Genomic DNA, 24,906 nt, shown 5'->3' with positions numbered 1-24,906 from the left:
ATCACGATGCCGCAATAAACAGGTCACGCAGTTGATGGAGCTGATCGCGGATGGCCGCCGCCTCTTCGAATTCGAGGTTCTGCGCATGCTGCATCATCTGCCCTTCCAGCTCGTGGATTTTCTGCTGCAGCGCTTTCGGCGTTAACGCAACGCTGTCTTCCTCAACGATACGCAGTTTACCGCGCCCTTTCGCTTTGGTTTTCGCAATGCCCGCGCCGAGCGCCAGGATATCCACCACTTTTTTGGTGAGCCCTTGCGGCACAATGCCGTTTTCTTCGTTGTAACGCTGCTGTTTCTCACGACGACGTTCCGTTTCGCCAATCGCTTTCGCCATCGACGGGGTGATCTTATCGCCGTACAGAATCGCTTTACCGTTGATGTTACGCGCCGCACGACCGATGGTCTGAATCAGTGACCTTTCGGAACGCAGGAAGCCTTCTTTGTCGGCATCGAGAATAGCCACCAGCGACACTTCCGGCATGTCCAGCCCTTCGCGCAACAGGTTGATCCCCACCAGCACGTCGAACTCGCCGAGACGCAAATCGCGGATGATCTCCATGCGCTCTACGGTGTCGATGTCCGAGTGGAGATAGCGCACGCGCTCGCCGTGCTCTTCCAGATATTCGGTTAAGTCTTCCGCCATACGCTTGGTGAGCGTCGTCACCAGCACGCGCTCATTAATGGCGGCGCGGATACGGATTTCAGAGAGCAGATCATCCACCTGTGTGGCCACCGGCCGGACTTCGATGATCGGATCAAGCAGCCCTGTCGGACGCACGACCTGATCCACCACATCGCCACCTGATTTTTCCAGCTCATAGTTGCCCGGCGTCGCGGAAACGTAGATCGACTGCGGCGCCAGCGCTTCAAATTCTTCAAACTTTAACGGGCGGTTGTCCAGCGCGGACGGCAAACGGAAACCGTATTCCACCAGCGTCTCTTTACGGGCACGGTCACCGCGGTACATCCCGCCGATCTGCGGGATGGTGACGTGGGATTCGTCAATCACCAGCAGACCGTCGGCAGGCAGGTAATCAAACAGGGTCGGCGGCGGCTCGCCTGGCCCGCGCCCGGAGAGGAAGCGCGAGTAGTTTTCAATGCCGGAGCAGTAGCCAAGCTCGTTCATCATCTCCAGATCAAACTGTGTCCGCTGGCTCAGACGCTGCTCTTCAAGCAGTTTATTGTTCGCCAGCAGCACTTTCCGGCGATCGACCAGTTCGTCTTTGATATCTTCCATCGCCTGCACGATACGCTCGCGGGGGGTGACGTAGTGCGTTTTCGGGTAGACGGTGAAGCGCTGAATGGTTGATTCAATATGCCCGGTTAACGGGTCAAACAGCGACAGGCGCTCGACCTCTTCATCAAACAGCTCAATACGCAGTGCGATGTCGTCAGATTCCGCCGGGAACACGTCAATCACCTCGCCGCGCACCCGGAAGGTACCGCGCTGGAATACCTGGTCGTTACGCGTGTACTGCAGTTCGGCGAGACGACGCAGGATAGAACGCTGATCGACAATCATGCCGACCGTCAGGTGCAGCATCATTTTCAGGTACAGATCCGGGTCGCCGAGGCCGTAAATCGCTGACACCGACGCCACGACGATGACATCGCGCCGTTCCAGCAGCGCTTTGGTGGCCGACAGTCGCATCTGTTCGATGTGCTCGTTCACCGAAGCGTCTTTTTCGATAAAGGTGTCCGAGCTGGGCACGTAGGCTTCCGGCTGGTAGTAATCGTAGTAGGAGACGAAATACTCCACCGCGTTCTCGGGGAAGAATTCCTTCATTTCGCCATACAGCTGCGCTGCCAGTGTTTTGTTGGGCGCCAGCACCATCGTCGGCCGCTGGAGGTCAGCAATCACGTTGGCAATGGTGAACGTCTTACCTGAGCCTGTTACGCCAAGCAGCGTCTGGTGAGCCAGACCATCTTCCAGCCCCTCTTTCAGTTTGTCGATGGCCGCAGGCTGGTCACCTGACGGTCGAAAAGCGGAATGCAGCTTGAACGGTTTACTCATGAATGGCGACCTGTGAAGGAATGGACGGCAGGAGAGTAATTTTACTCGCCACGCTCCATTTTGCCAACTAAAAATACTGGATATAAAAACAGTAACATATTATCGTATCTCTGATACACCCCCCTTAAAGGGCGAGAGTCAGCGCTTAATTTTCACCGTAACGATATAAAACACCAGACAACCCAGGTTATCCCCAGAATTTTTTCTCCTTTAACATTTGTCAAGTCAGGTCATGAAACTTTTATGGCAAGGCATGACACTTTTCTTACAACCATTGCTTTTATCTAACTTGCTAATTTAAAACATAAATTCTAAAAAGTCGTCTTTCGCAGCAATTAAGGCGTAACCCGCGTGGTCTCTCGTTTGCCGCAGGTTTTCTAACTCTAATGCACAAGGTTATCCACAGGAATAGTGGATAACTGCGCCCAGGCCATATCCGGGGCTTAACGGCGAAATAACACCAGCAACGAAACGTCGACGAGAAAAAATATTTATCACTATTTTTTGACGTTTTTTCGCTAACGAGAGGGTCAGAATAAGATCAGATCCTTATCACAATTCCGATCTTTTCCCTGATCCAGCCGACCGGGATCGAGATATTTTCCTAAATCGTAAGAATCGACCTCGCCTTCCAGCCAGGGAATTTCCCCCAGCAGCGGCGCAGGCAGCATTCGCGTTAACGTCGCCATGTATTCCTGATGACGTCGCCCCGGCGGTGTCACATCATTCGCTATCCAGCCTGCCAGACGCAATCCCGCCTGTTGCACTGCCTGCGCGGTCAGTAACGCATGGTTGATGCACCCCAGTTTGACGCCCACCACCAGGATCACCGGCAGACGCTCTGCGGTCACCCAGTCGGCGAAACTGAGCGACGGCGACAGCGGCGTATACCAGCCGCCTGCCCCTTCCACCAGTACCCAGTCAGCCAGCGTTTCCAGCTCACGCAGACCCGCAGAAAGGGTGTTCGCGTCGATGGGCCGTTGTTCATCCGCGCTGACGATGTGCGGCGATGTCGGCTCTTCAAAGGTGTAGGGATTCACCTGTTCATAGCGCAGGGAGACGGCGCTGTTGCGCTGTAATGCCAGCGCGTCGCTGTTACGCAGCCCCGCCGGGGTGATCTCGCTCCCGGATGCCACCGGTTTGTAGCCCGCAGTGCGCAACCCCAGACGATTCGCCGCCTGCAACAGCGCACAGCTGGCGACGGTTTTCCCGACTTCGGTATCCGTACCGGTTAAAAAATAACGTTCAGACACGTTCAATCACTCCCCAAAAAAGATGGTATGTCAGCGGACAGACGCCCGCCTGTTGCGGCCATGCCAGCTGTAGCGCTTTGAGCCTGCCGCGGGTTAACAAGTGCGCCGTACGCCCTTCATGAAGATGCGTGGCGCCAATGCCCTTCAGCGAGCGCATCGCGCTCAGTGCGTCGGGGAAGGACAAGGTGATGGATTCCACCCGGGAGCGCCCCTGCCAGCGGGACAGCGCCGTACAGAGGGTTTCTTCGGGAAGGAAACGGTTGGCATGCGGACGATCGTCCACCGCCTGCCAGGCCTGATTCAGCTCCGGCATCGAGCCTGCCGCCAGGGTGGTAAACGCCAGCACACCACCAGGGCGTACCACGCGATACAGCTCACCCAGCGCAGCATGAAGATCGTCGCACCACTGCACGGCGAGGTTGCTCCATACCAGATCAAACTGCGCATCGGCGAGCGGCAGGGCTTCGATATCCGCCGCCACGTAGTGATGCGCTACCCGGTTCAGGCGCGCCTGCGAGAGCATCTGCGGCGACAGATCCAGCGCCGTGACCTCACTGCCGCTGGTTTTCCAGTAGCGACTGGCCGCTCCCGGCCCGCAACCGGCGTCCAGCACACGGTCAAACGTACGCGCCGGTAACTGCGCCAGCAGCCGTTCTGCGCTGCGGCGCTGCAGTTCATCATGCTGCTGATAATGCGATGCCGCGCGGCCAAACGCGGCAGCGACAGCCTGCTTATTGACCGGCGGCATGCAGCACCTCCAGCAGGTGTTCGATATCCTGAGCCTGATGCGCCGCCGTCAGCGTCAGCCGCAGCCGCGCCGTCCCGGCGGGCACCGTGGGCGGGCGGATCGCCGTCACCCAACAGCCCTGCTCGCGCAGGCGTTGCGCCAGTGCCAGTGCCCGATCGTTTTCGCCAATAATCAGCGGCTGGATCGCGCTTTGCGAATCGGTCAACGTCAGCCCCAGCGTCTGCGCCCCGCGGCGAAACGCGCGAATGTGCCCGGCCAGGATCTCCCGCCGTTGCTGACCGTCATCGCTGCGGATGATCTCCAGCGCCGCACTCAGTGCCACGGCCTGCGCTGGAGGCATCGCGGTGCTGTAGATCAGATGACGGGCAAACTGCAGCAGATAATCTGCCACCGCCTCACTGCACAGCACCGCCGCACCGCTCTGGCCAAAGGCTTTGCCAAAGGTCACCACCAGCAGTTCAGGACGAACGTTATGCGCATTGCAGCTCCCGCGCCCCTGCGCGCCGGTCACACCGATACCGTGGGCGTCGTCGACCATCAGCCAGGCGCCGGACGCCCGGGTTGTCTCGTGAATGGCCGCCAGCGGCGCGGCATCGCCGTCCATGCTGAAAATGCCTTCGGTGATCGCCAGTTGTTGCCCGTCAGGCGCGGTCGCCAGCAGCCGTTGCAGGTGGGAAACATCGTTGTGGGTAAAGCGCCGGAGTTGCGCCGGGCTGAGGCTGGCAGCCTCCAGCAGCGAGGCATGACTGAGACGGTCAGCCACCAGCCGATCGTCTTTTCCGGCCAGTGCGGCAATCACCGCCTGGTTGGCGGCGAAGCCAGAAATAAACAACAGCGCGCGCGGGTAGCCGAGCCACTCCGCCAGCGTCTCTTCCAGCTGTTGATGCGCGACGGTGTAGCCGCTGACATGTCCGGAGCCGCCGCTGCCGACGCCATAGCGCGCCGCGCCCTCCTGCCAGGCTGCAACCGCCTGCGGATGCTGGCTCAGCCCCAGATAGTCGTTGCTGGAGAAATTAAGCCAGTGCTGGCCGTCACGTTGCAGCCAGCGCCCCGCGCCGTGCTCTACCGCCAGACGGCGGCGAAAAGCATCTGCCGCACGCCGTTCATTCAGCGCAGCGTCGATGCGTTGTTGCCAGCTCATACTGCTGCCGCGTTGTAATACTGTTCGGTATCCGGCGAGCGCAGCGCCTGCTCCAGTCGCTGTTGTTGTTCGTTATCGCCCGCAGTAACTTCCGTCTGCTCCGGGTTCAGCCCCAGCTTGCGGAACAGCAGCAGATCTTTGTCCTCTTCCGGGTTCGGCGTGGTCAGCAGTTTGCAGCCGTAGAAAATGGAGTTGGCGCCCGCCATAAAGCACATTGCCTGGGTCTGCTCGTTCATCTGCTCACGACCGGCGGACAGGCGCACGTGCGAGGTCGGCATCATGATGCGCGCCACCGCGATGGTGCGGATGAAATCAAAAGCGTCAACGTCGTCGTTATCCGCCAGCGGGGTGCCTTTCACCTTCACCAGCATGTTGATCGGCACACTTTCCGGCGGCACCGGCAGATTCGCCAGTTGCAGCAGCAGACCCGCCCTGTCTTTCTCAGTTTCGCCCAGCCCGACGATGCCGCCGGAACAGACTTTGATGCCCGCATCACGCACTTTGCCGAGGGTATCGAGACGCTCCTGATAACTGCGGGTAGTGATGATGTTGCCGTAAAATTCCGGTGAGGTGTCGAGGTTGTGGTTGTAGTAATCCAGCCCGGCGGTGGCCAGTCGTTGCGCCTGATCGTCAGTAAGCGTGCCGAGCGTCATGCAGGCTTCCAGCCCCATCGCCTTCACGCCCTGCACCATCTGCTCGAGATACGGCATGTCGCGCTCGTGCGGGTTTTTCCATGCCGCGCCCATGCAGAAACGGGTTGAACCGGCATTTTTCGCTTTCCGCGCCGACTCCAGCACCTGCTCCACTTCCATCAGACGCTCCGCTTCCAGCCCGGTTTTGTAGCGGGCGCTCTGCGGGCAGTATTTGCAATCTTCCGGGCAGGCGCCGGTTTTGATCGACAGCAGCGTACTGACCTGAACCTGGCGCGGGTCGAAGTGCTGACGATGTACCTGTTGCGCTTCAAACAGCAGTTCCAGAAAAGGCTTCTCAAATAACTCAGTAACTTGCGACATTGTCCAGCGTGCGTGGTGAGCCATTGGCGTCTCCAAAAGGGTTTTGTTAATTTTTGCTTCGGTGTAAACTCGTAAACCTAAAACTTTTCAAAATGGTTTACAAGTCGATTATGACAATGGACGATCTCGCCTTCGATCAGCGCCACATCTGGCACCCCTACACCTCGATGACCCAACCGCTGCCGGTGTACCCGGTGGTTTCTGCGCACGGCTGCGAGCTGGAACTGGCTAACGGTGAGCGTCTGGTGGATGGCATGTCGTCATGGTGGGCGGCGATTCACGGCTACAACCATCCGCGCCTTAATGCGGCGATGAAAACGCAAATTGACCAGATGTCGCACGTGATGTTCGGCGGCATTACTCACCCGTCTGCCGTCGCGCTATGCCGTCGTCTGGTGGCGATGACGCCGGAAGCACTTGAGTGCGTGTTCCTCGCCGATTCCGGTTCAGTCGCGGTTGAAGTGTCGATGAAAATGGCGCTGCAGTACTGGCAGGCGAAGGGCGAGCCGCGTCAGCGATTTCTCACCTTCCGCAACGGTTATCACGGCGATACGTTTGGCGCGATGTCGGTGTGCGATCCGGATAACTCGATGCACAGCCTGTGGAAGGGGTATCTGCCGGAAAACCTGTTCGCTCCCGCGCCGCAAAGCCGGTTTGACGGCGAGTGGGACGAGCGTGACATGGTGGCTTTTGCCCGTCAGATGGCCGCCCATCGCCATGAAATCGCGGCGGTGATCCTCGAACCCATTGTGCAGGGCGCAGGCGGAATGCGTATGTACCATCCGCAGTGGCTGAAGCGCATCCGGCAGATGTGCGATCGCGAAGGGATCCTGCTGATTGCCGATGAGATCGCTACCGGGTTTGGCCGTACCGGTAAGTTGTTCGCCTGCGAGCACGCCGAAATCACGCCGGATATTCTCTGCCTTGGCAAAGCCCTGACCGGCGGCACAATGACCCTTTCCGCCACACTGACCACCCGCGACGTCGCGAACACCATCAGCAACGGCGAGGCCGGTTGTTTTATGCACGGCCCAACGTTTATGGGTAATCCACTGGCCTGCGCCGTCGCCAGCGAAAGCCTGGCAATGCTTGACGATGGCGCCTGGCAGACGCAGGTGGCCGCCATTGAGGCGCAGCTTAACCGCGAGCTGTCGCCGCTTCGGGGCAATGAACAGGTTGCTGACGTGCGCGTGCTGGGTGCCATTGGTGTGGTGGAAACGCATCAGCCGGTCAATATGGCGCGACTGCAAAAGTTCTTTGTCGAACAGGGCGTGTGGATCCGTCCGTTTGGCCGCCTGATTTACCTGATGCCGCCGTACATTATTCGCCCGGAACAGCTGACCCGCCTGACTGACGCGGTCAAGAGCGCCCTTAACGACAACACGTTGTTTGCCCGGTGATCTACACTGAGGCGTTAGTGGGTTAATCAGGAGCTGCAATGAAACTTATCAGTCACGATCTCAAAGACGGCGAAAAATTGCCAGCCCGCCAGGTCTTTAATGGCATGGGCTACAACGGCGACAATATTTCCCCGCATCTGGCATGGGACGATGTCCCGGCAGGCACCAAAAGTTTTGTGGTGACCTGTTACGATCCCGATGCGCCAACCGGCTCCGGCTGGTGGCACTGGGTGGTGGTGAATCTGCCAGCCGATACCCGCGTATTACCGCAGGGTGCCGGTTCCAGTATCTCTGACTTACCGGAAGGCGCACTGCAAACGCGAACGGATTTCGGTAAAGCCGGTTATGGCGGCGCGGCACCGCCGAAAGGGGAAACGCATCGCTACATCTTTACCGTTCACGCGCTCGATGTGGACAAAATCGACGTCGATGCCGATGCCAGCGGCGCGATGGTCGGTTTTAACGTTCACTTCCACAGCCTGGCCAGTGCGTCCATTACCGCCCTGTACAGCTAAAAAATCGCCCGGTAAACCGGGCGATTTTCTCAGTATTCCGTCACCGCGGCTTCCGCCCGCTTTTTGGCGCGGGTAAACCATACCACGGTCAACAACGCCAGCCAGACCAGCCCGGCAATCAGCGCGACCCGCGTCTCTTCCACCCAGCCGAGTACCACGATCACCAGCCCCATTAACAGCAGCGTCAGCAACGGCGCCAGCGGCCAGAACGGCAGCGGGAAGGCGATCTCGTCACGCTCCTGCGGCGTCAGACTGCGACGCATGGCGAAATGCGACAGCAAAATCATTAGCCACACCCAGATGGTGGCGAAGGTCGCCAGCGACGCAATCAGCACGAAGATCTGCTCCGGGATCAGCCAGTTAAGGACGACAGCCACCAGCAACGCACCGCCCATCACCACGACAGTCATCCACGGCACGCCATTGCTGGCGATACGCAGAAAGCTTTTTGGCGCCAGCCCTTCTTTCGCCATCCCGTACATCATGCGGCCTGCGCCGAAGATGTTGCTGTTAATCGCCGAGATGGCGGCGCTAATCACGATGACGTTGAGAATATTCGCCGCCGCCGGAATGCCCAGCCCGCTGAAAATCAGGACGAACGGACTGCCCGCCTGACCGATGCTGTTCCACGGGAATATCGCCATCAGGATCATCAGCGTGCAGATGTAAAACAACACAATACGCAGAGGAATGGTATTGATGGCCTGCGGGATCACTTTTTGTGGATCCTGCGCTTCTGCGGCAGTAATACCGATAATTTCAATTCCGCCGAAGGCAAACATCACAATGCCGAGCGACGCGATCACCCCGCCCCAGCCGTTGGGTGCAAAGCCACCGTGCGACCAGAGATTCGACAGCCCGGTTGCCGGGAAAGCATGACCAAAACCGAAGAACATGATCCCGGCACCTGCAGCAATCATGGCGATGATCGCCGCCACTTTGACCAGCGACAGCCAGAATTCCATTTCACCGAAGATCCGCACGTGGCAGAGATTCAGGGCGCCAATAAAGCAGATGATGCTCATCACCCAGATCCAGCGCGGCACGTCGGGGTACCACAGCCCCATATAAATGCCGAAGGCGGTGACGTCAGCAAGACAGACGATGACCATTTCAAAGGTGTAGGTCCAGCCGGTAATAAACCCGGCCAGCGGCCCGAGATAGTGACGGGCGTAACTGCCGAACGACCCGGAGATGGGATTGCGCACCGCCATTTCGCCGAGGGCGCGCATGACGATAAATACCGCCGCGCCGCCGATCAGGTACGCCAGCAGCACGGCAGGCCCGGCGGTCTGGATCGCCGCCGCGGAGCCGTAGAATAGCCCGGTACCGATGGCGGAACCGAGTGCGATGAAACGAATATGACGGGCATTCAGCCCGCGCAGCAGATGAGGCTTATGTTGTTGTTGCATTTGCGATTGTCCTGCTCGTTATTATGTGACAGCAAAAATGCGCGTAGGGCGGTCAGGGGGCGGAACGCCCCCCTGACACGGGTACAGAAACAACAGAGATTAGATCTGACTGGGTAAGACAGGAGGTAACAGTGTCGCCAGGTGGCGTTCTGCCAGTAATGTTGTGGCGTTATCAATGTCTGGTGCGAAATAGCGGTCTTTGTCATAGTGCGACACGCGTTCGCGCAGCAGATGGCGCGCCTGCTCCAGCAGCGGGCTGGTGGTCAGCCCTTCACGCATATCCATCCCCTGACAGGCCGACAGCCATTCCACCGCGATCACCCCGCGGGTGTTGGCGGCCATTTCCCACAGACGACGACCGGCGGCAGGCGCCATCGACACGTGGTCTTCCTGGTTGGCAGAAGTTGGCAGGCTGTCAACGCTGTGCGGATGCGCCAGCGCTTTGTTCTCGCTCGCCAGCGCGGCAGCGGTCACCTGCGCAATCATAAAGCCGGAGTTCACCCCGCCGTTTTTCACGAGGAATGGCGGCAACTGCGACATGTGACTGTCCATCAGCAACGCGATGCGGCGCTCCGACAGCGAACCGATTTCGGCAATCGCCAGCGCGATGTTATCCGCCGCCATCGCCACCGGTTCAGCGTGGAAGTTGCCGCCGGAAATGACGTCGTTTTCCGCTGCGAATACCAGCGGGTTATCGGAAACGGCGTTGGCTTCGGTCAGCAACACTTCCGATGCGTAACGCAACTGGGTCAGACACGCGCCCATCACCTGCGGCTGGCAGCGCAGCGAGTACGGGTCCTGCACTTTGCTGCAGTTTTCATGGGACTGCGATACCGCGCTGGTATCGGTCAGCACATGGCGATACAGCGCCGCGGCATCAATTTGCCCGCGCTGACCACGCACGTCATGAATACGGGCGTCGAACGGACGACGCGAGCCCAGCGCCGCTTCCGTGGTTAACGCGCCGCACACCACCGCCGAGGCGAACAGATCTTCCGCTTCGAACAACCCACGCAGGGCGAACGCTGTAGACGTTTGCGTGCCGTTGAGCAGCGCCAGCCCCTCTTTCGCCGCCAGCGTCAGCGGCGCCAGCCCGGCTTTCTCCAGCGCGTCCGCGGCGGGCAACCACTCGCCCTGCCAGCGCGCTTTGCCTTCACCCAGCAGCGTCAGTGACATGTGCGCTAGCGGCGCCAGGTCGCCGGATGCGCCGACCGAACCTTTCGCCGGGATCCACGGATAAACCCCGGCGTTCACCATCGCCACCAGCGTCTGGATCACCTGCAGGCGAATGCCGGAGAAACCGCGTGCGAGGCTGTTGATCTTCAGCACCATAATCAGACGCACCATCGCGTCATCCAGCGGTTCGCCAACACCCGCCGCGTGGGACAGCACCAGCGAGCGTTGCAGATTTTCTAAGTCTTCATTCGCAATACGAGTCGACGCCAGCAGGCCAAAGCCCGTATTAATGCCATAGGCCGTGCGTCCTTCCGCCATAATGGCGTTGACACAGGCCACACTCTCGTTGATAGCGGCGAACGCGCCGTCATCCAGTGTCAGTTGCAGCGGCTGGCTGTAAACATCGCGCAGCTGCGACAGCGTCAACTGGCCGGGAATAAGCGTTAATGTTTTCATGATTAGCGATTCCCCTGCGTTGCGGAGATCATAGGAAGATTGAGCCCCTGCTCTGCGGCGCAGTCAATCGCGATATCGTACCCGGCGTCAGCATGGCGCATGACGCCGGTCGCCGGATCGTTGTGCAGCACGCGGGCGATGCGCGCGGCGGCTTCGTCAGTGCCGTCACAGACAATGACCATTCCGGAATGCTGGGAGAAGCCCATTCCCACGCCGCCGCCATGGTGCAGCGACACCCAGGTCGCGCCGCTGGCGGTGTTGAGCAGGGCGTTCAGCAGCGGCCAGTCGGAGACCGCATCGGAGCCGTCACGCATTGCTTCGGTTTCACGGTTCGGACTGGCGACAGAGCCAGAGTCGAGATGGTCACGGCCGATAACGATCGGCGCGGAGACTTCACCGCTACGCACCATTTCGTTAAACGCCAGGCCGAGCTTCTGACGCCACTCCAGCCCCACCCAGCAGATACGCGCTGGCAGGCCCTGGAAGCTGATGCGCTCGCGCGCCATATCCAGCCAGTGATGCAGATGCTTGTCATCTTTGATGATCTCTTTCACTTTAGCATCGGTTTTGTAGATATCCTGCGGATCGCCGGAGAGCGCAACCCAACGGAACGGACCGATGCCACGGCAGAACAGCGGACGAATATAGGCCGGTACGAAGCCCGGGAAGTCAAACGCATTGTCGACGCCCATCTCTTTCGCCATCTGACGGATATTGTTGCCGTAGTCAAACGTCGGAATACCCATCTCGTTGAAAGCCAGCATTGCGCTGACGTGTTCCGCCATCGCGCGTTTGGCGGCCTGTACCGTGCCCTGCGGGTCAGATTCCGCTTTTTGCTGATACTCTTCCCACGTCCAGCCCTTCGGCAGATAACCGTGCAGAGGATCGTGAGCGCTGGTCTGGTCGGTCACCATGTCCGGGCGCACGCCGCGTTTCACCAGTTCCGGCAGAATTTCTGCCGCGTTGCCGCACAGGGCGATGGAGACTGCTTTGCCTTCTGCGGTGTACTTTTTTATGCGCGCCAGCGCGTCGTCCAGCGAGGTGGCCTGTTCGTCGACGTAACGGGTACGCAGACGGAAATCGATACGGCTCTGCTGACATTCAATGTTCAGCGAGCAGGCTCCGGCCAGTGTCGCTGCCAGCGGTTGCGCGCCGCCCATGCCGCCGAGACCGGCGGTTAACACCCAGCGCCCCTGCAGGTTGCCGTTATAGTGCTGACGGCCTGCTTCGACGAACGTTTCGTAAGTGCCCTGCACAATCCCCTGGCTGCCAATGTAAATCCAGCTCCCGGCGGTCATCTGGCCGTACATCGCCAGCCCTTTGGCGTCGAGTTCGTTAAAGTGTTCCCAGGTCGCCCAGTGCGGTACCAGGTTGGAGTTGGCGATCAGCACGCGCGGCGCGTTGTCGTGGGTTTTGAACACGCCGACCGGCTTGCCGGACTGTACCAGCAGGGTTTCATCGCTTTCCAGTTTCGTTAACGCCCTGACGATCGCGTCATAACATTCCCAGTTGCGTGCCGCACGACCGATCCCGCCGTAGACCACCAGCTCATTCGGGTTTTCCGCCACGTCCGGGTCCAGATTGTTCATTAACATGCGCAGCGGCGCTTCGGTCAGCCAGCTCTTTGCAGTCAGCGCTGTGCCGCGCGGGGCGCGGATCTCCTGCTGGCGATATTTGGTTTGCGACATCGTGGGTCTCTCCTGATTTGAAGTATGACGGGTACAGATACATATACTTGTCTATACATCTATGCACAAGATGAGATTTAACAGAAATGATACAATTTTGTTATATTGCGTCAGCAATCACGCTTTTTGCTGACGCCGGGGATCAGGAGCTGAAATGGCCCTGCAGACGGTAGCGGCTGCCGGGGAACAGCAGACTGGCGTGTGAGACGATATGCGAGGTGGACCAGGTGCGGCGGCGGATCAGCAGGCACGGGTCATGCTCTTTGATATGCAGCAGGCGGCACTCGGCCGGGGTCGCCGCCACAGCTTCGACAATATGCTCCCCTTCGGTCAACGGCGCAATCAGCGACAGATAAGCGTGTGGTGTGGTGGTGGTGTAATCCTGCCGCAGATAGTCCGGCACCACCGTGGCATTAACGCTGCGATCCTCAATCTGCACCGGCACATCATTTTCAAAATGCACCATTCGCGAATGAAAAATCCGCGTGCCCTCTTCAACGTCCAGCGCCGCGGCCTGGGTGAAATCAGCACGGGTCTCTTCCAGCAGCAGCACTTCGCAGCGGTGCTGATGGTGTCGGGCGGCGATCTCATCGGCAATACTACGAATTTCAAACAGCGCTGACTGCCCTTTCGGCTCGGCCACGAACGTGCCCACACCCTGCAGGCGCACCAGCAGCCCTTCGTCGGTCAGTTCGCGCACTGCGCGGTTGATGGTCATCCGGCTGAAGCCAAACTGCGCCACCAGTTCAGCTTCCGATGGAATGCGGTCGTGGGGGCGCCAGATACCGGCATAAATCTTTTCGCTGATAGCCTGCTTCACTTTTTCATAAAAAGGCACCGGCGCGCTGGCAGGGGCCGGTCGGGGACGAGGCGAATACATGGCGCTGGCGTTCCTTATGTCAGTCAATGTCGGCGATGTAACGGCAGTATATCCCGGGGGTTACCATTGCCACCAGTGGGTAATCTGCCAGGCGAGACGGGCGGCAACTTTCGCGCCCTGCCCTTCACGATCGTACATCGGGTTGAACTCGACCAGATCGACCGCCTGCAGCTTGCCGCTACGGCACAATGGCTCAACGATGCGCAGCAATAGCGCCAGCGGTACGCCTAACGCCGCAGGCGCTGATACGGCAGGCATTTCCGTAGCGGGCAGCACATCCAGATCGATGGTCAGGTAGATCCGGTCATAACTTTCAATGCAGCGGGCGATCTCCGGCAACACCCGCGCCTCCAGCGCGTTCAGCACATCAAGATCCTCAATGACCGTGACGTGACGCCGTGCGGCCTCATCCCATAGTGCAGCCGTGTTGGCAGCCATACTGGCACCAATGCAACTGTAATGAAAACCGCGCTGCTGCGCGTCACAGTGCAGCGCCAGCTGGCGAAACGGCGTGCCTGAGCTGGCGCGCGGGGCGTGACGTAAATCGAGGTGTGCATCAAGGTTGATGATCCCCACCCGCTCATCAGGAAACGCGTCAAGGATCGCCGAGCCATGCCCGAAGGCAGTTTCATGGCCGCCACCCAGCACCAGAGTGCGCATCTTCGCCTGTTGGCAGGCAAGCACCGCGTCGTGCAACGCCTGCTGGGCCGCTTCCAGTGCTTCAGGTTGCGCGCGAATATTGCCCATCTCCACCAGCCGATCGTGACCGGCGTGGCTGGCCATATTCGCCAGCGCTTTACGCAGCGTGTCCGGCCCCTGCGCGGCGCCGGGTCGCCCCTGATTACGTTTGACGCCTTCGTCGCACTCAAAACCTAACAGGGCGATTTTGCCGTCATGACGTTGCGGCGCGAATTCACCGCTGTTGTCGATGGTCTGAAACAGGCGCAGCGCGTTTGGTGCTTCGGCGCTGTCATCGCGCCCCTGCCAGAGCGCGCGGTCTGCCGGATGCCATAAATTCATGCTGTCACCTCGCCACGGAAAATACGCTGCCAGAGCGGGTTACGCATCGGTTCATACACCATCTCGACCGGATGTTCCGCATCCCAGACGACGAAATCCGCGACATAACCGACCGCCAGCTGACCATGGCTTTTCGCCCGTCCGAGCGCCTGCGCGGCATGTCGGGTGACGCCTGCCCACGCCTCTTCCGGCGTCAGGCCGAATTTGACGCAGGCCATGTTCATCGACAAATGCAGGCTGGTGAACGGACTGGTGCCGGGGTTAAAGTCGGTGGCGACCGCCATCGGCACCTGTTGCTGGCGCAGCAGTTCCACCGGCGGTTTGCGGGTTTCGTTAAGGAAATAGAATGCACCTGGCAGCAGTACGGCGACCGTGCCGCTGTTACGCATGGCGGCGACGCCCTCTTCGCTCAAATATTCAATGTGGTCGGCGGAAAGCCCTTTATAACGGCTGACCAGTTGCGCCCCGCCCAGCGACGAGAGCTGTTCAACATGCCCTTTTACCGGAATGCCGAAATCACGGGCGGTACGAAAGACCCGCTCGGTTTGCGCCGGGCTGAAACCGACGTTTTCACAAAAGACGTCAACCGCATCGAACAGCCCTTTTTTCCACAATGCAGGCAGGATGGTTTCGCAAACCAGCGAGATATAGCCGTCCGGATTGTCTTTATATTCCGGCGGCGTGGCGTGCGCTGCGAGCAGCGTGCGGCTGACCTCAACCGGGTTCGCCTGCGCCAGCGCCCCGGCAACCTGCAGCATTTTCTCTTCGTTTTGCAGGTCCAGCCCGTAGCCGGACTTGATTTCAAGCGTGGTGACCCCTTCACGCATCAGCCGTTCCAGCCGTTGCTGCGCAAGTGCGGTCAGCGTGTCAATACTGCTCTCACGCGTGGCACGGACCGTGGCGTTAATGCCGCCGCCACGGGCGCTGATCTGCTGATACGAAACGCCGTTCAGGCGCTGTTCCCACTCCTGCGCACGGCTGCCGCCGAAAATCAGATGGGTGTGGCAGTCGATAAGCCCGGGCGTAATCAGACGGCCCTGGACATCGGTCACATTGCGCGTGTTCGCAGGAATATCCGCGTCCGGGACAATCGCGTGGATGCGCCCGTGACGAACCACCAGCGCATGCTGTTCCAGCAGGCCATAAGCCTGCGGTTGTGAGGGATCAAGGGTGGCGAGACGCGCATTGCGCCAGATGTAATCTTCAGCGGTCAGTTCAGTCATAATCTTCACTTGTCATAGATTGTATAGACATTTATTTTCATTCCGCCCGGATTGTCAACAAAGGCTTATGTAAATGTTGATTTTTTGTGACTACTTACCCGCCTGCTTCCCTGTGTTTTCCGCAAAGTGACGAACTTTTTACCGATCCTGCTTCCCGTTTCGCTCAACTTAGTATAAAAAGCAGGTTTTGAAGGACTCATCCTCTACTTAACAGCTCTGGAGTAACATGAACACATTCTCGGTTTCTCGTCTGACGCTGGCACTGGCTTTTGGCGTGACACTGACCGCCTGTAGCTCAACGCCGCCGGATCAACAGCCCTCCACGCAAGAAGCGCCAGGGACCACGCTTCGCCCGATCCTTTCCGCCGCTGAAGCGAAAAACTTTGTGCAGGCTCATTATTTTTCTACCCTGGATCCTAACGCTGCGCCGTGGTCGCCGTCAGCGATCAGCATTCCCGCTCAGCCTGATTTCGTGGTCGGCCCGGCGGGCGCTCAGGGCGTGACGCACAGCACCATTCAGGCAGCGGTTGACGCGGCCATCGCGAAGCACTCCAGCAGTCGTCTGTTCATCGCGATCATGCCGGGTGAATATCAGGGCACCGTGTATGTTCCCGCAGCACCGGGCAGCCTGACGCTGTACGGCACTGGCGAGAAAGCGTCTGATGTGAAAATCGGCCTGGCGATCGACTCTGAGATTGACCCGAACAGCTGGCGTCGTCTGGTTAACCCGGCCGGTAAATACATGCCGGGTAAACCAGCGTGGTACATGTTTGACAATTGCCAGAGCAAACGCACGGCAACGGTTGGCGTGATGTGTTCAGCGGTATTCTGGTCGCAGAATAACGGTCTGCAACTGCAGAATATGACGATTGAAAACAACCTCGGCGACAGCGTTGACGCGGGTACCCACCAGGCGGTGGCGCTGCGCAGCGACGGCGACAAGGTGCAGATCAACAACGTCAACATTCTTGGTCGCCAGAACACCTTCTTCGTGACCAACAGCGGCGTGCAGAACCGTCTGCAAAACGACCGTCTGACCCGTACACTGGTGACGAACAGCTACCTCGAAGGTGATGTCGACATCGTTTCCGGACGTGGCGCGGTGGTGTTCGATAACACCGATTTCCGTGTTGTGAACTCCCGCACGCAGCAGGAAGGTTACGTCTTCGCCCCGGCAACCCAGTCCAATCTCTTCTATGGCTTCCTCGCCACCAACTCACGCTTTAACGCAGCGGGTGACGGCGTCGCACAACTGGGCCGTTCGCTGGATGTTGACAGCAACACCAACGGTCAGGTGGTGATCCGCGACAGCGCGATCAACGAAGGCTTCAACCTGGCGAAACCGTGGGCGGATGCCGCGATTTCCAAACGTCCGTTCAGCGGCAACACTGGCGCTAAAAACGATAAAGGCGAAGTCCAGCGCAACCTGAACGACGCGCAGTTCAACCGCATGTGGGAATTCAACAACCGCGGCGTGGGCAGCGAAGTGGTGGCTGTACCTAAGCAGTAATCTGCAGAAAAAGAAAAAACCTCGCAATCGCGAGGTTTTTTTTATGGTGGATAATCAGTGCGCGTTAACCACGACCCACATCGGTCCCTGGCCTACCGCATAACGACCTTTCTCTTCCAGTAGCCCCTGCTCGCCTTTGATTTCATACACCGCGATGTGGTGTGATTTCTGCCCGGCGGCAATGACATATTTCCCGCTGTGATCGACGTTAAAGCCGCGCGGCTGGGTTTCGGTCGGCTGGAAGCCTTCCAGACTCAGCACACTGCCGTCTTCGGAGACGCTGAACACGGTGATCAGACTGGAGGTGCGGTCACAGGCGTAAAGGTGACGACCATCAGGCGTCAGATGGATATCCGCCGCCCAACGTACACCTTTGAAGTCACCCGGCATCATATCGAGCGTCTGCACGCATTCGATTTTGCCGTACGGATCTTTCAGCTCCCAGACATCCACGGTGCTGTTGAGTTCATTGACGCAGTAGGCATACTGCTGGTTCGGGTGGAATGCCATATGGCGTGGGCCTGCGCCTTCGACAGTCGTCACTTCGGCAGGCTCCTGCGCCACCAGTTGACCATCATCGCTCAGGGTAAACAGGCAGATGCGATCCTGTTTCAGCGCCGGTACCCACAGCGTGCGGTTGTCCGGGGAGATATTGGCCGAGTGGCAACCTTCGAGCCCCTCAACTTTATCCACCACGTCAACCGGCAGGCCTGCATCCAGACGCGTCACACTGACACAGCCCGCATTGTAGGAGCCGCTGAACAGGAATTTGCCCTGATGATCGGTAGAAATGTGGGTCGGACTTCCCGGCAACGGGGATTCCGCCGTATAGGTCAGCGCACCATCATCAGGCGCAATACGATAGGCCAGCACACGAAATTCAGGACGAACACCAACGTACAGATAACGCTTATCCGGACTGACGACCATCGGCTGCACCTGACCCGGGACGTCAACCACCTGCACGAGCGTTAATGCGCCGTCGTGTTTCAGGCTCCAGACGTGGATCTGCTGACTTTCCGGGCTGGCGGTATAAACGGTTTGTTTCATGAAAACTCCTTTCCTTACTGCACGTGGAAGCAAAATACCAGGATAGACGGTTTTAGCGGTCAATGCTGTATAAATTTGTCTCACTGCCGTATCGGTGTACCATCACCCGCAATGACATGTTCAACATCAACCTGGAATAACACATGACCTCTCGCGTGATCGCCCTTGATTTAGACGGAACTCTACTGACGCCACAGAAAACATTGCTTCCCTCTTCAGTAGAAGCGCTGAAACGCGCCAGGGAAGCGGGTTTTCAGCTTCTCATCGTCACGGGTCGGCATCACGTTGCCATTCATCCTTTTTATCAGGCACTGGCTCTCGATACACCTGCAATTTGCTGTAATGGCACTTATTTGTATGATTATCATGCAAAAAAGGTACTGGAAGCCGATCCCATGCCTGTTGATAAGGCGCTAAAGGTCATTGATCTGTTGAATGAGCATAGCATCCACGGTCTGATGTATGTCGACGATGCGATGCTTTATGAACGCCCTACCGGGCATGTTGTTCGCACCAGCAACTGGGCGCAGACACTGCCGCCGGAACAGCGTCCGGTGTTCACGCAGGTGCCGTCGCTGGCACAGGCGGCGCAGGACGTCAACGCGGTGTGGAAGTTTGCGCTGACCGATGAAGACATGCCGAAGCTGCGCGAGTTCGTCAGCCACGTTGAAACATCGCTGGCGCTGGAATGCGAATGGTCGTGGCACGATCAGGTCGATGTCGCGCGTCAGGGTAACAGCAAAGGTTACCGTCTGAAACGCTGGGTGGAGTCGCAGGGATTATCGATGAAAGACGTGGTGGCCTTTGGCGACAACTTTAACGACATCAGTATGCTGGAAGCCGCAGGCACCGGTGTCGCGATGGGCAACGCCGATGATGCGGTTAAAGCCTGTGCGGACGTGGTGATTGGCGATAACACCACTGACAGCATCGCCAGTTATATCTATCACCACCTGCTGTAATTACGAGGTAATTGAGACGCTCTTAATCTGCGCATACAGCCACTGGCCTGGCTTAATCCCCAGGTCATCTCTCGCCCACGGGCTGATGCGCGCCCACAGCGTGCGGCCGCCGACGTCAAGCTGCACTTCCACCTGGCCGTTGTTGTCGTAACACTCCACCACTTTGACGCGCAGAATGTTGCGGATGCTGGTCTGCGTCGGCGGCTGCAACACCAGCGACACATCCGAGGCCTGAACGCGCACGCGCACAGCGGCCTGTACCGGTTTGTCGAGTTTATTGACCCATAAATGCTGGTCACCGAGCGCCAGCGCGGTCATTGCATAATGTGGATGGTGTTCCAGCACCGTAACTTTCAGGATGCTGCTCTGCTGCTCCTGCGGCAGCCACGGGTGCATGACGCTACTGCTCCACACCTCTTCAAGATTGCCGAACGCTTTAACGCGACCGTCTTCCAGCACCAGCACTTTGTCCGCCAGATGCAGTATTTCATCCAGCGAATGGCTGACGTAAAGCATAGGGATGTTGATTTCACGCGCCAGACGCTGCAGATACGGCAGCAGTTCGCGCTTGCGCGGGATATCCAGTGACGCCAGCGGCTCGTCCAGAAGCAGCAGTTCCGGCGCAGTCAACAACGCACGGCCAATCGCCACGCGCTGTTTTTCGCCACCAGAAAGGCTGCCCGGCAGACGATCCAGCAACGGCGCGATCCCCAGCAGTGCCACCAGCTTGTCGAACTGCCCGGCCATATTTTTCGCCATGCCGTAGCGCAGATTGCCGCGCACTTTGTAGTGCGGAAACAGACGCGCATCCTGAAAGATGTACCCCACACGGCGTTTTTCTGGCGTTAAACAGATCCCTTTTTCGACGTCATTAAGAACCCGTCCGTTGAGGACAATGCGCCCGGCTTCCGGCTGAGTTAAGCCACTGATAGCATTAATGAGCGAGGTTTTTCCCGCCCCGGAGACGCCAAACACCGCCGTGATACCGGAGGTGGGCAGCGTTTCGTGAATGTCCAGGCGATGCGTACCCAGCGTCTGCGTAAAGTTGAGTTCCAGCATGGTCACTTCCCTGTCCGTTCACGGCTAAGGCGCGCCAGCCATTCGGACACCAGCAGCGACACCAGCGCCAGCACGATAGAAATAATGCATAGCCGCGCGGCAGCGCCTTCGCCGCCGGGCATCTGAATCAGCGTATACATTGCTGAAGGAATGGTGCGCGTCTCCCCCGGAATGTTGGAGACGAAGGTGATGGTCGCGCCGAACTCGCCGAGGGAACGGGCAAACGCCAGCACCGTGCCGACGATAATTCCCGGCAACATCAACGGTAACGTGATAGTGAAAAAGACACGCCAGCGACCGGCACCCAGGGTGCGGGCCGCCTGTTCCAGTTTGATATCGACCCCTTCCAGCGCGAGACGAATCGCCCGCACCATTAGCGGAAACGACATCACCGCCGCGGCCAGCACCGCGCCGCGCCAGCTGAAGGCGAAGGTGATGCCAAACCAGTCATACAGCCAGGAACCAATGAACCCGCGTCGCCCCATGGCGATGAGCAACAGATAGCCCACCACCACCGGCGGCAACACGAGTGGAAGATGGATCACGCTGTCGAGCAGCGCTTTGCCCGGAAAATTACGCCTGACCAGCAGCCAGGCCATGAAGACCCCAAAGGGCAAGCTGAAAACCACTGCCAGGGATGAAACTTTCAGGCTCAGCAGTACCGCCTGCCATTCGGGATCCGTCAATATCATCAGTGCGTCGTAAATCCGTAGTGTTTAAAGATTGCAGAAGCCTGCGGCCCTTTCAGATAATCATAAAAGGCGCTGACGGTGGCGTTTTTATGTCCGTCAACGATAGCCATCGGATATTCCACTTTTTGATGTGAACTTTCAGGGAAGGTACCGACAACTTTTACCCCTTTACTGGCAACCGCGTCAGAACCGTAAACGATGCCCAGCGGCGCTTCGTTACGCTCTACCAGCGCCAGCGCACCACGCACATCTTCAGCCGGGGCCAGCTTCGGCGACAGCGTATCCCATGCGCCCAGTTTTTGCAGCGCTTCTTTCGCATAGATCCCCGCCGGAACGTGATCCGGATCGCCAACCGCCAGACGTCCGCCTTTTAAAAGGCTGGTCCAGTCAGTTTTCGCATCAATGGCGATTTCACCCTGTGCGCTGGCTTTCGGGGCGACCACGACCAGGCTGTTGCCGAGCAGTGTTTCGCGTGTGGCGGTGTCGATTGATTTCTTATCGACGGCATAATCCATCCACTTCTGATCAGCAGAAATGAAGAGATCAGCAGGCGCGCCGGCTTCAATCTGGCGAGCCAGCGTAGAGGAAGAGGCAAATGACGAGACCACCTCGACATTTTTCTCTTTTTTGTATTCTTTAGCGATATCCTGCATCGCGTTGGTCAGCGACGCCGCCGCGAAGACCGTAATTTTTGCATCATCCGCCAGGGCATGACCTGCAACTGAAAGCGTCAGTGTTGCCCCTGCAAAAAGGCGTAACCATGTACGTGCCATTTGTAACTCCTGTGTGTGTCGTTATATATCGGATAATATAACGACAACAGTGGGGTTTTCAAAGCGCTTACTGGTACCACAATGTGGGTAATGTGATGATTATCGGCTAAAAACGAAGGAACTTAAAAGACAAACACCCGGCAAAACCGGGTGCTTTTCTCGAAATAATTCATTGATTCTGGTGATTCTGATGGGGGCGGTCTCTGTGACCGACATTAGAAAGGACGTTAAACACTTCACCCAGACCGTAGATTAACCCCAGGATGACGGCCATCACCACGGGAACCATGATTACGGCAAAGACCAGACTTTTCAACAACTCTAACATGGTCGACTCCAGATATTGTGATTCTTTTATTGTAACCTGATAATCAGGAAAAACACGCCCCTTTTGTGCGATGCCCGTTGACCGCGCATTCAGATGCGCCACATTCGCTTTTTTGATCAGGATTTTGTTATGCAAGCCGAAATTCTTCTTACCCTCAAGCTTCAACAACGCCTGTTTGCCGACCCGCGCCGCATCGCGTTGCTTAAGCAAATCGACCTGACCGGCTCTATCAGCCAGGGGGCGAAGAACGCAGGCATCAGCTATAAAAGCGCCTGGGATGCGATCAACGAAATGAACCAGCTCAGCGAACAGACGCTGGTCGATCGCGCGACCGGCGGTAAAGGCGGTGGTGGCGCAGTGCTGACCCGCTACGGTCAGCGGTTAATTCAGCTTTATGATCTGCTCGCGCAGATCCAGCAAAAAGCGTTCGATGTGCTGAGTGACGACGACGCGCTGCCGCTCAACAGCCTGCTGGCGGCCATCTCCCGTTTTTCTCTGCAAACCAGCGCCCGTAACCAGTGGTTCGGTACTGTCATCGCCCGCGATCACGACCAGGTTCAGCAGCATGTTGACGTGTTGCTGGCCGATGGCGAAACCCGCCTGAAAGTGGCGATCACCGCGCAGAGCGGCGAACGGCTGGGGCTCGACGAAGGCAAAGAAGTGCTGGTGCTGTTGAAAGCGCCGTGGGTGGGCATCACCCAGGATAAACGCCTCGCCGCCGGTGCGGATAACCAGCTGGCCGGGCGAATCAGCCATATCGAATGCGGTGAAGAGCAATGCGAAGTGCTGATGACATTGCCTGACGGGCAGACGCTTTGCGCCACGGTCCCACGCGACGACGCTAAGGATCTGGCAGAAGGTGCTGAGGTCACAGCATATTTTAATGCTGATCGCGTGATCATCGCCACGTTGTGCTGATGCGTTCCCCCGTCATTGACATTGCTGGCAGGAAAACGTATCCCTGTGCATATTGATGCGAAAAACGGGATATATCATGTCATTGTTGCAAATTTTGCAAGGCACGTTTCGTCTTAGTGATACCAGAACACTGAAAATCGATGCACTGACGCTGCGCGCCGGTGAAAGCTGGGCGTTCGTGGGCAGTAACGGCAGCGGTAAATCTGCCCTCGCCCGCGCGCTGGCGGGTGAGCTTCCACTGCTCTCCGGCTCGTGCCAGTCTGATTTTACGCGAGTCACGCGCCTGTCCTTTGAGCAATTGCAAAAACTGGTCAGTGACGAGTGGCAACGCAATAATACCGATCTGCTGAGCCCAGGCGAAGATGACACCGGTCGCACCACCGCTGAGATTATTCAGGATGAGATCCGCGATCCGCAACGCTGCGCCCTGCTCGCTGAGCGTTTCGGCATCACCGCCCTGCTCGACCGCCGCTTTAAATACCTCTCCACCGGGGAAACACGCAAAACCCTGCTTTGCCAGGCGCTGATGGCAGAGCCGGACTTGCTGATCCTTGACGAGCCTTTTGACGGCCTGGATGTGGCATCGCGTCAGCAACTGGCGGAACTGCTGGCGACGCTCAACGGCGAAGGTTATACCGTAGTGCTGGTGCTGAACCGCTTTGATGAAATCCCTGCGTTTGTGCGCTTTGCCGGGGTGCTGGCGGACTGTACGCTCAGCGATGTGGGCGAGAAAAAAACGCTGCTTGAACAGGCATTAATTGCCCAACTGGCGCACAGCGAAAAGCTCGACGGCATCACCCTGCCGGAGCCGGACGCGCCTTCCGCCCGGTTATCGCTGCCGGATGACGCTCCGCGCATTGTGCTGAATGACGGCACGGTGTCTTATAATGACAGGCCCATCATCAGCCACCTGAGCTGGACGGTGAATCCAGGTGAGCACTGGCAGATTGTCGGCCCGAATGGCGCCGGGAAGTCGACGCTGCTGAGCCTCGTCACCGGCGATCACCCTCAGGGTTACAGCAATGACTTAACGTTGTTCGGCCGTCGTCGCGGCAGCGGTGAAACCATCTGGGATATCAAAAAACACATTGGCTACGTCAGCAGCAGCCTGCATCTCGACTATCGCGTCAGCACCACAGTGCGCAACGTGATCCTGTCGGGCTATTTTGACTCCATCGGGATCTACCAGGCGGTGTCGGATAAGCAGCAGAAACTGGTGCAGGCCTGGCTTACTATTCTGGGCATCGACAGCCGTACCGCTGACGCGCCGTTTCATAGCCTGTCGTGGGGGCAGCAACGACTGGCGCTGATCGTGCGGGCGCTGGTGAAACACCCCACGCTGTTGATCCTTGATGAGCCGTTACAAGGGCTGGATCCGCTGAATCGCCAGTTGATCCGCCGTTTCATTGACGTGTTGATTGGCGAAGGTAAAACCCAGTTGTTGTTCGTTTCCCATCATGCCGAAGATGCCCCGGACTGCATTACGCATCGGCTGGAATTTGTGCCTGACGGCGACGGCTACCGTTACGCCATCGGCAGACGTTAATCCCCTTCCCTGACGGAGGTTTTGCCTCCGTTTTTCAGATAAATGGCATCGTCTCTTCGCATCGCCCTTGTTTTATAATGGGAAAAAACAGCGCCCCTCACAATATGTCAGGCGTGTAAACGATTCCAC

21 protein-coding genes and 1 pseudogene are annotated in these 24,906 nt (G+C 58.2%); 6 read left to right on the top strand and 16 right to left on the bottom strand.

Annotated elements, in window-relative coordinates; translation table 11 throughout:
- Window position 1 precedes the first annotated feature (1 nt).
- The 5 genes from uvrB to bioB all read right to left on the bottom strand — a co-directional run bounded on the left by uvrB (window position 2) and on the right by bioB (window position 6,193).
- Window positions 2–2,014, bottom strand: a complete 2,013-nt coding sequence (uvrB, locus tag AOY23_RS12695; protein ID WP_054179972.1) for an excinuclease ABC subunit UvrB — start codon at window positions 2,012–2,014, stop codon at window positions 2–4.
- A gap of 530 nt (window positions 2,015–2,544) precedes the next feature.
- A complete protein-coding gene (gene bioD / locus AOY23_RS12690; RefSeq protein WP_054179971.1) occupies window positions 2,545–3,267 on the bottom strand; it encodes a dethiobiotin synthase in 723 nt (240 codons plus the stop codon).
- Entirely contained in the window at window positions 3,260–4,015 is a 756-nt protein-coding gene (bioC, locus tag AOY23_RS12685; protein WP_054179970.1) for a malonyl-ACP O-methyltransferase BioC, read from the bottom strand. The genes bioD and bioC overlap by 8 nt, the downstream gene beginning before the upstream one ends.
- Window positions 3,999–5,156 (bottom strand): 8-amino-7-oxononanoate synthase, encoded by a 1,158-nt coding sequence (gene bioF / locus AOY23_RS12680; protein ID WP_054179969.1) that lies wholly within the window; start codon window positions 5,154–5,156, stop codon window positions 3,999–4,001. Before bioF ends, bioC begins: the two co-directional genes overlap by 17 nt.
- Entirely contained in the window at window positions 5,153–6,193 is a 1,041-nt protein-coding gene (gene bioB / locus AOY23_RS12675; protein WP_054179968.1) for a biotin synthase BioB, read from the bottom strand. The genes bioF and bioB overlap by 4 nt, the downstream gene beginning before the upstream one ends.
- 86 nt (window positions 6,194–6,279) lie before the next feature.
- Here bioB and bioA point away from each other — a divergent pair, with 86 nt between their 5' ends.
- Both bioA and AOY23_RS12665 read left to right on the top strand, forming a co-directional pair.
- A complete protein-coding gene (gene bioA, locus AOY23_RS12670) occupies window positions 6,280–7,569 on the top strand; it encodes an adenosylmethionine--8-amino-7-oxononanoate transaminase (protein ID WP_054179967.1) in 1,290 nt (429 codons plus the stop codon).
- Window positions 7,570–7,607: 38 nt separating this feature from the next.
- The gene (locus tag AOY23_RS12665) at window positions 7,608–8,084 is read left to right on the top strand and encodes a kinase inhibitor (protein ID WP_054179966.1); all 477 of its coding nucleotides are present in this window, start codon (window positions 7,608–7,610) and stop codon (window positions 8,082–8,084) included.
- 29 nt (window positions 8,085–8,113) lie between these two features.
- Here the strand turns inward: AOY23_RS12665 and AOY23_RS12660 are convergent, their stop codons facing one another.
- The 6 genes and pseudogenes from AOY23_RS12660 to hutI form a co-directional block, all read right to left on the bottom strand.
- Window positions 8,114–9,496, bottom strand: a complete 1,383-nt coding sequence (locus tag AOY23_RS12660; protein WP_054179965.1) for an amino acid permease — start codon at window positions 9,494–9,496, stop codon at window positions 8,114–8,116.
- A 99-nt stretch (window positions 9,497–9,595) separates the two neighbouring features.
- Window positions 9,596–11,128, bottom strand: coding sequence for a histidine ammonia-lyase (gene hutH / locus AOY23_RS12655; RefSeq protein ID WP_054179964.1), 1,533 nt, complete (start codon window positions 11,126–11,128; stop codon window positions 9,596–9,598).
- 2 nt (window positions 11,129–11,130) lie between these two features.
- The gene (gene hutU, locus AOY23_RS12650) at window positions 11,131–12,816 is read right to left on the bottom strand and encodes a urocanate hydratase (protein WP_054179963.1); all 1,686 of its coding nucleotides are present in this window, start codon (window positions 12,814–12,816) and stop codon (window positions 11,131–11,133) included.
- 142 nt (window positions 12,817–12,958) lie between these two features.
- Window positions 12,959–13,696 carry a histidine utilization repressor gene (locus tag AOY23_RS12645; RefSeq protein ID WP_054179962.1) on the bottom strand — a complete coding sequence of 246 codons (738 nt, stop codon included), beginning with the start codon at window positions 13,694–13,696 and terminating at the stop codon, window positions 12,959–12,961.
- A gap of 60 nt (window positions 13,697–13,756) precedes the next feature.
- On the bottom strand, window positions 13,757–14,716 hold the full coding sequence (gene hutG, locus AOY23_RS12640; RefSeq protein WP_054179961.1) for a formimidoylglutamase: 960 nt from the start codon (window positions 14,714–14,716) through the stop codon (window positions 13,757–13,759).
- A pseudogene (hutI, locus tag AOY23_RS12635) lies at window positions 14,713–15,980 on the bottom strand (imidazolonepropionase). Before hutI ends, hutG begins: the two are co-directional and overlap by 4 nt.
- Before the next feature lie 185 nt (window positions 15,981–16,165).
- Between hutI and AOY23_RS12630 the strand changes: the two are divergent.
- Window positions 16,166–17,449, top strand: a complete 1,284-nt coding sequence (locus AOY23_RS12630) for a putative acyl-CoA thioester hydrolase (RefSeq protein ID WP_054179960.1) — start codon at window positions 16,166–16,168, stop codon at window positions 17,447–17,449.
- Window positions 17,450–17,503: 54 nt separating this feature from the next.
- Here the strand turns inward: AOY23_RS12630 and pgl are convergent, their stop codons facing one another.
- Window positions 17,504–18,499, bottom strand: coding sequence for a 6-phosphogluconolactonase (pgl, locus tag AOY23_RS12625; RefSeq protein ID WP_054179959.1), 996 nt, complete (start codon window positions 18,497–18,499; stop codon window positions 17,504–17,506).
- A gap of 143 nt (window positions 18,500–18,642) precedes the next feature.
- Between pgl and AOY23_RS12620 the strand changes: the two genes are divergently transcribed.
- On the top strand, window positions 18,643–19,461 hold the full coding sequence (locus tag AOY23_RS12620; RefSeq protein ID WP_054179958.1) for a pyridoxal phosphatase: 819 nt from the start codon (window positions 18,643–18,645) through the stop codon (window positions 19,459–19,461).
- On the opposite strand, the gene modC is transcribed toward AOY23_RS12620, so the two are convergent.
- From modC to AOY23_RS22340, 4 genes are all read right to left on the bottom strand, one after another.
- The gene (gene modC, locus AOY23_RS12615) at window positions 19,462–20,520 is read right to left on the bottom strand and encodes a molybdenum ABC transporter ATP-binding protein ModC (RefSeq protein WP_054179957.1); all 1,059 of its coding nucleotides are present in this window, start codon (window positions 20,518–20,520) and stop codon (window positions 19,462–19,464) included.
- A 2-nt stretch (window positions 20,521–20,522) separates the two neighbouring features.
- On the bottom strand, window positions 20,523–21,212 hold the full coding sequence (modB, locus tag AOY23_RS12610; RefSeq protein ID WP_054179956.1) for a molybdate ABC transporter permease subunit: 690 nt from the start codon (window positions 21,210–21,212) through the stop codon (window positions 20,523–20,525).
- Window positions 21,212–21,985: a molybdate ABC transporter substrate-binding protein gene (gene modA, locus AOY23_RS12605; protein WP_054179955.1), complete on the bottom strand. Its 774-nt coding sequence runs from the start codon at window positions 21,983–21,985 to the stop codon at window positions 21,212–21,214. Before modA ends, modB begins: the two co-directional genes overlap by 1 nt.
- 169 nt (window positions 21,986–22,154) lie before the next feature.
- Window positions 22,155–22,313 (bottom strand): AcrZ family multidrug efflux pump-associated protein, encoded by a 159-nt coding sequence (locus tag AOY23_RS22340; protein ID WP_081005619.1) that lies wholly within the window; start codon window positions 22,311–22,313, stop codon window positions 22,155–22,157.
- Window positions 22,314–22,442: 129 nt separating this feature from the next.
- On the opposite strand from AOY23_RS22340, the gene modE reads away from it, so the two are divergent.
- Both modE and modF read left to right on the top strand, forming a co-directional pair.
- Window positions 22,443–23,231, top strand: a complete 789-nt coding sequence (gene modE / locus AOY23_RS12595; protein WP_054179953.1) for a molybdenum-dependent transcriptional regulator — start codon at window positions 22,443–22,445, stop codon at window positions 23,229–23,231.
- Window positions 23,232–23,307: 76 nt separating this feature from the next.
- Window positions 23,308–24,777: a molybdate ABC transporter ATP-binding protein ModF gene (gene modF / locus AOY23_RS12590; RefSeq protein WP_054180014.1), complete on the top strand. Its 1,470-nt coding sequence runs from the start codon at window positions 23,308–23,310 to the stop codon at window positions 24,775–24,777.
- Window positions 24,778–24,906: the final 129 nt, after the last annotated feature.

Source organism: Trabulsiella odontotermitis, assembly GCF_001297775.1.
GTDB lineage: Bacteria > Pseudomonadota > Gammaproteobacteria > Enterobacterales > Enterobacteriaceae > Trabulsiella > Trabulsiella odontotermitis.
Note: the sequence above shows the minus strand (reverse complement) of the source record. Positions and strands in the feature narration are given on the sequence as shown.

Bases quoted from the DNA above. Each gene is read 5' to 3' on its own strand.
- uvrB (WP_054179972.1), bottom strand. From the start codon at position 2,014: ATGAGTAAACCGTTCAAGCTGCATTCCGCTTTTCGACCGTCAGGTGAC.
- bioC (WP_054179970.1), bottom strand. From the start codon at position 4,015: ATGCCGCCGGTCAATAAGCAGGCTGTCGCTGCCGCGTTTGGCCGCGCG.
- bioF (WP_054179969.1), bottom strand. From the start codon at position 5,156: ATGAGCTGGCAACAACGCATCGACGCTGCGCTGAATGAACGGCGTGCG.
- bioB (WP_054179968.1), bottom strand. From the start codon at position 6,193: ATGGCTCACCACGCACGCTGGACAATGTCGCAAGTTACTGAGTTATTT.
- bioA (WP_054179967.1), top strand. From the start codon at position 6,280: ATGACAATGGACGATCTCGCCTTCGATCAGCGCCACATCTGGCACCCC.
- AOY23_RS12665 (WP_054179966.1), top strand. From the start codon at position 7,608: ATGAAACTTATCAGTCACGATCTCAAAGACGGCGAAAAATTGCCAGCC.
- AOY23_RS12660 (WP_054179965.1), bottom strand. From the start codon at position 9,496: ATGCAACAACAACATAAGCCTCATCTGCTGCGCGGGCTGAATGCCCGT.
- hutH (WP_054179964.1), bottom strand. From the start codon at position 11,128: ATGAAAACATTAACGCTTATTCCCGGCCAGTTGACGCTGTCGCAGCTG.
- hutU (WP_054179963.1), bottom strand. From the start codon at position 12,816: ATGTCGCAAACCAAATATCGCCAGCAGGAGATCCGCGCCCCGCGCGGC.
- AOY23_RS12645 (WP_054179962.1), bottom strand. From the start codon at position 13,696: ATGTATTCGCCTCGTCCCCGACCGGCCCCTGCCAGCGCGCCGGTGCCT.
- hutG (WP_054179961.1), bottom strand. From the start codon at position 14,716: ATGAATTTATGGCATCCGGCAGACCGCGCGCTCTGGCAGGGGCGCGAT.
- AOY23_RS12630 (WP_054179960.1), top strand. From the start codon at position 16,166: ATGAACACATTCTCGGTTTCTCGTCTGACGCTGGCACTGGCTTTTGGC.
- pgl (WP_054179959.1), bottom strand. From the start codon at position 18,499: ATGAAACAAACCGTTTATACCGCCAGCCCGGAAAGTCAGCAGATCCAC.
- AOY23_RS12620 (WP_054179958.1), top strand. From the start codon at position 18,643: ATGACCTCTCGCGTGATCGCCCTTGATTTAGACGGAACTCTACTGACG.
- modC (WP_054179957.1), bottom strand. From the start codon at position 20,520: ATGCTGGAACTCAACTTTACGCAGACGCTGGGTACGCATCGCCTGGAC.
- modB (WP_054179956.1), bottom strand. From the start codon at position 21,212: ATGATATTGACGGATCCCGAATGGCAGGCGGTACTGCTGAGCCTGAAA.
- modA (WP_054179955.1), bottom strand. From the start codon at position 21,985: ATGGCACGTACATGGTTACGCCTTTTTGCAGGGGCAACACTGACGCTT.
- AOY23_RS22340 (WP_081005619.1), bottom strand. From the start codon at position 22,313: ATGTTAGAGTTGTTGAAAAGTCTGGTCTTTGCCGTAATCATGGTTCCC.
- modE (WP_054179953.1), top strand. From the start codon at position 22,443: ATGCAAGCCGAAATTCTTCTTACCCTCAAGCTTCAACAACGCCTGTTT.
- modF (WP_054180014.1), top strand. From the start codon at position 23,308: ATGTCATTGTTGCAAATTTTGCAAGGCACGTTTCGTCTTAGTGATACC.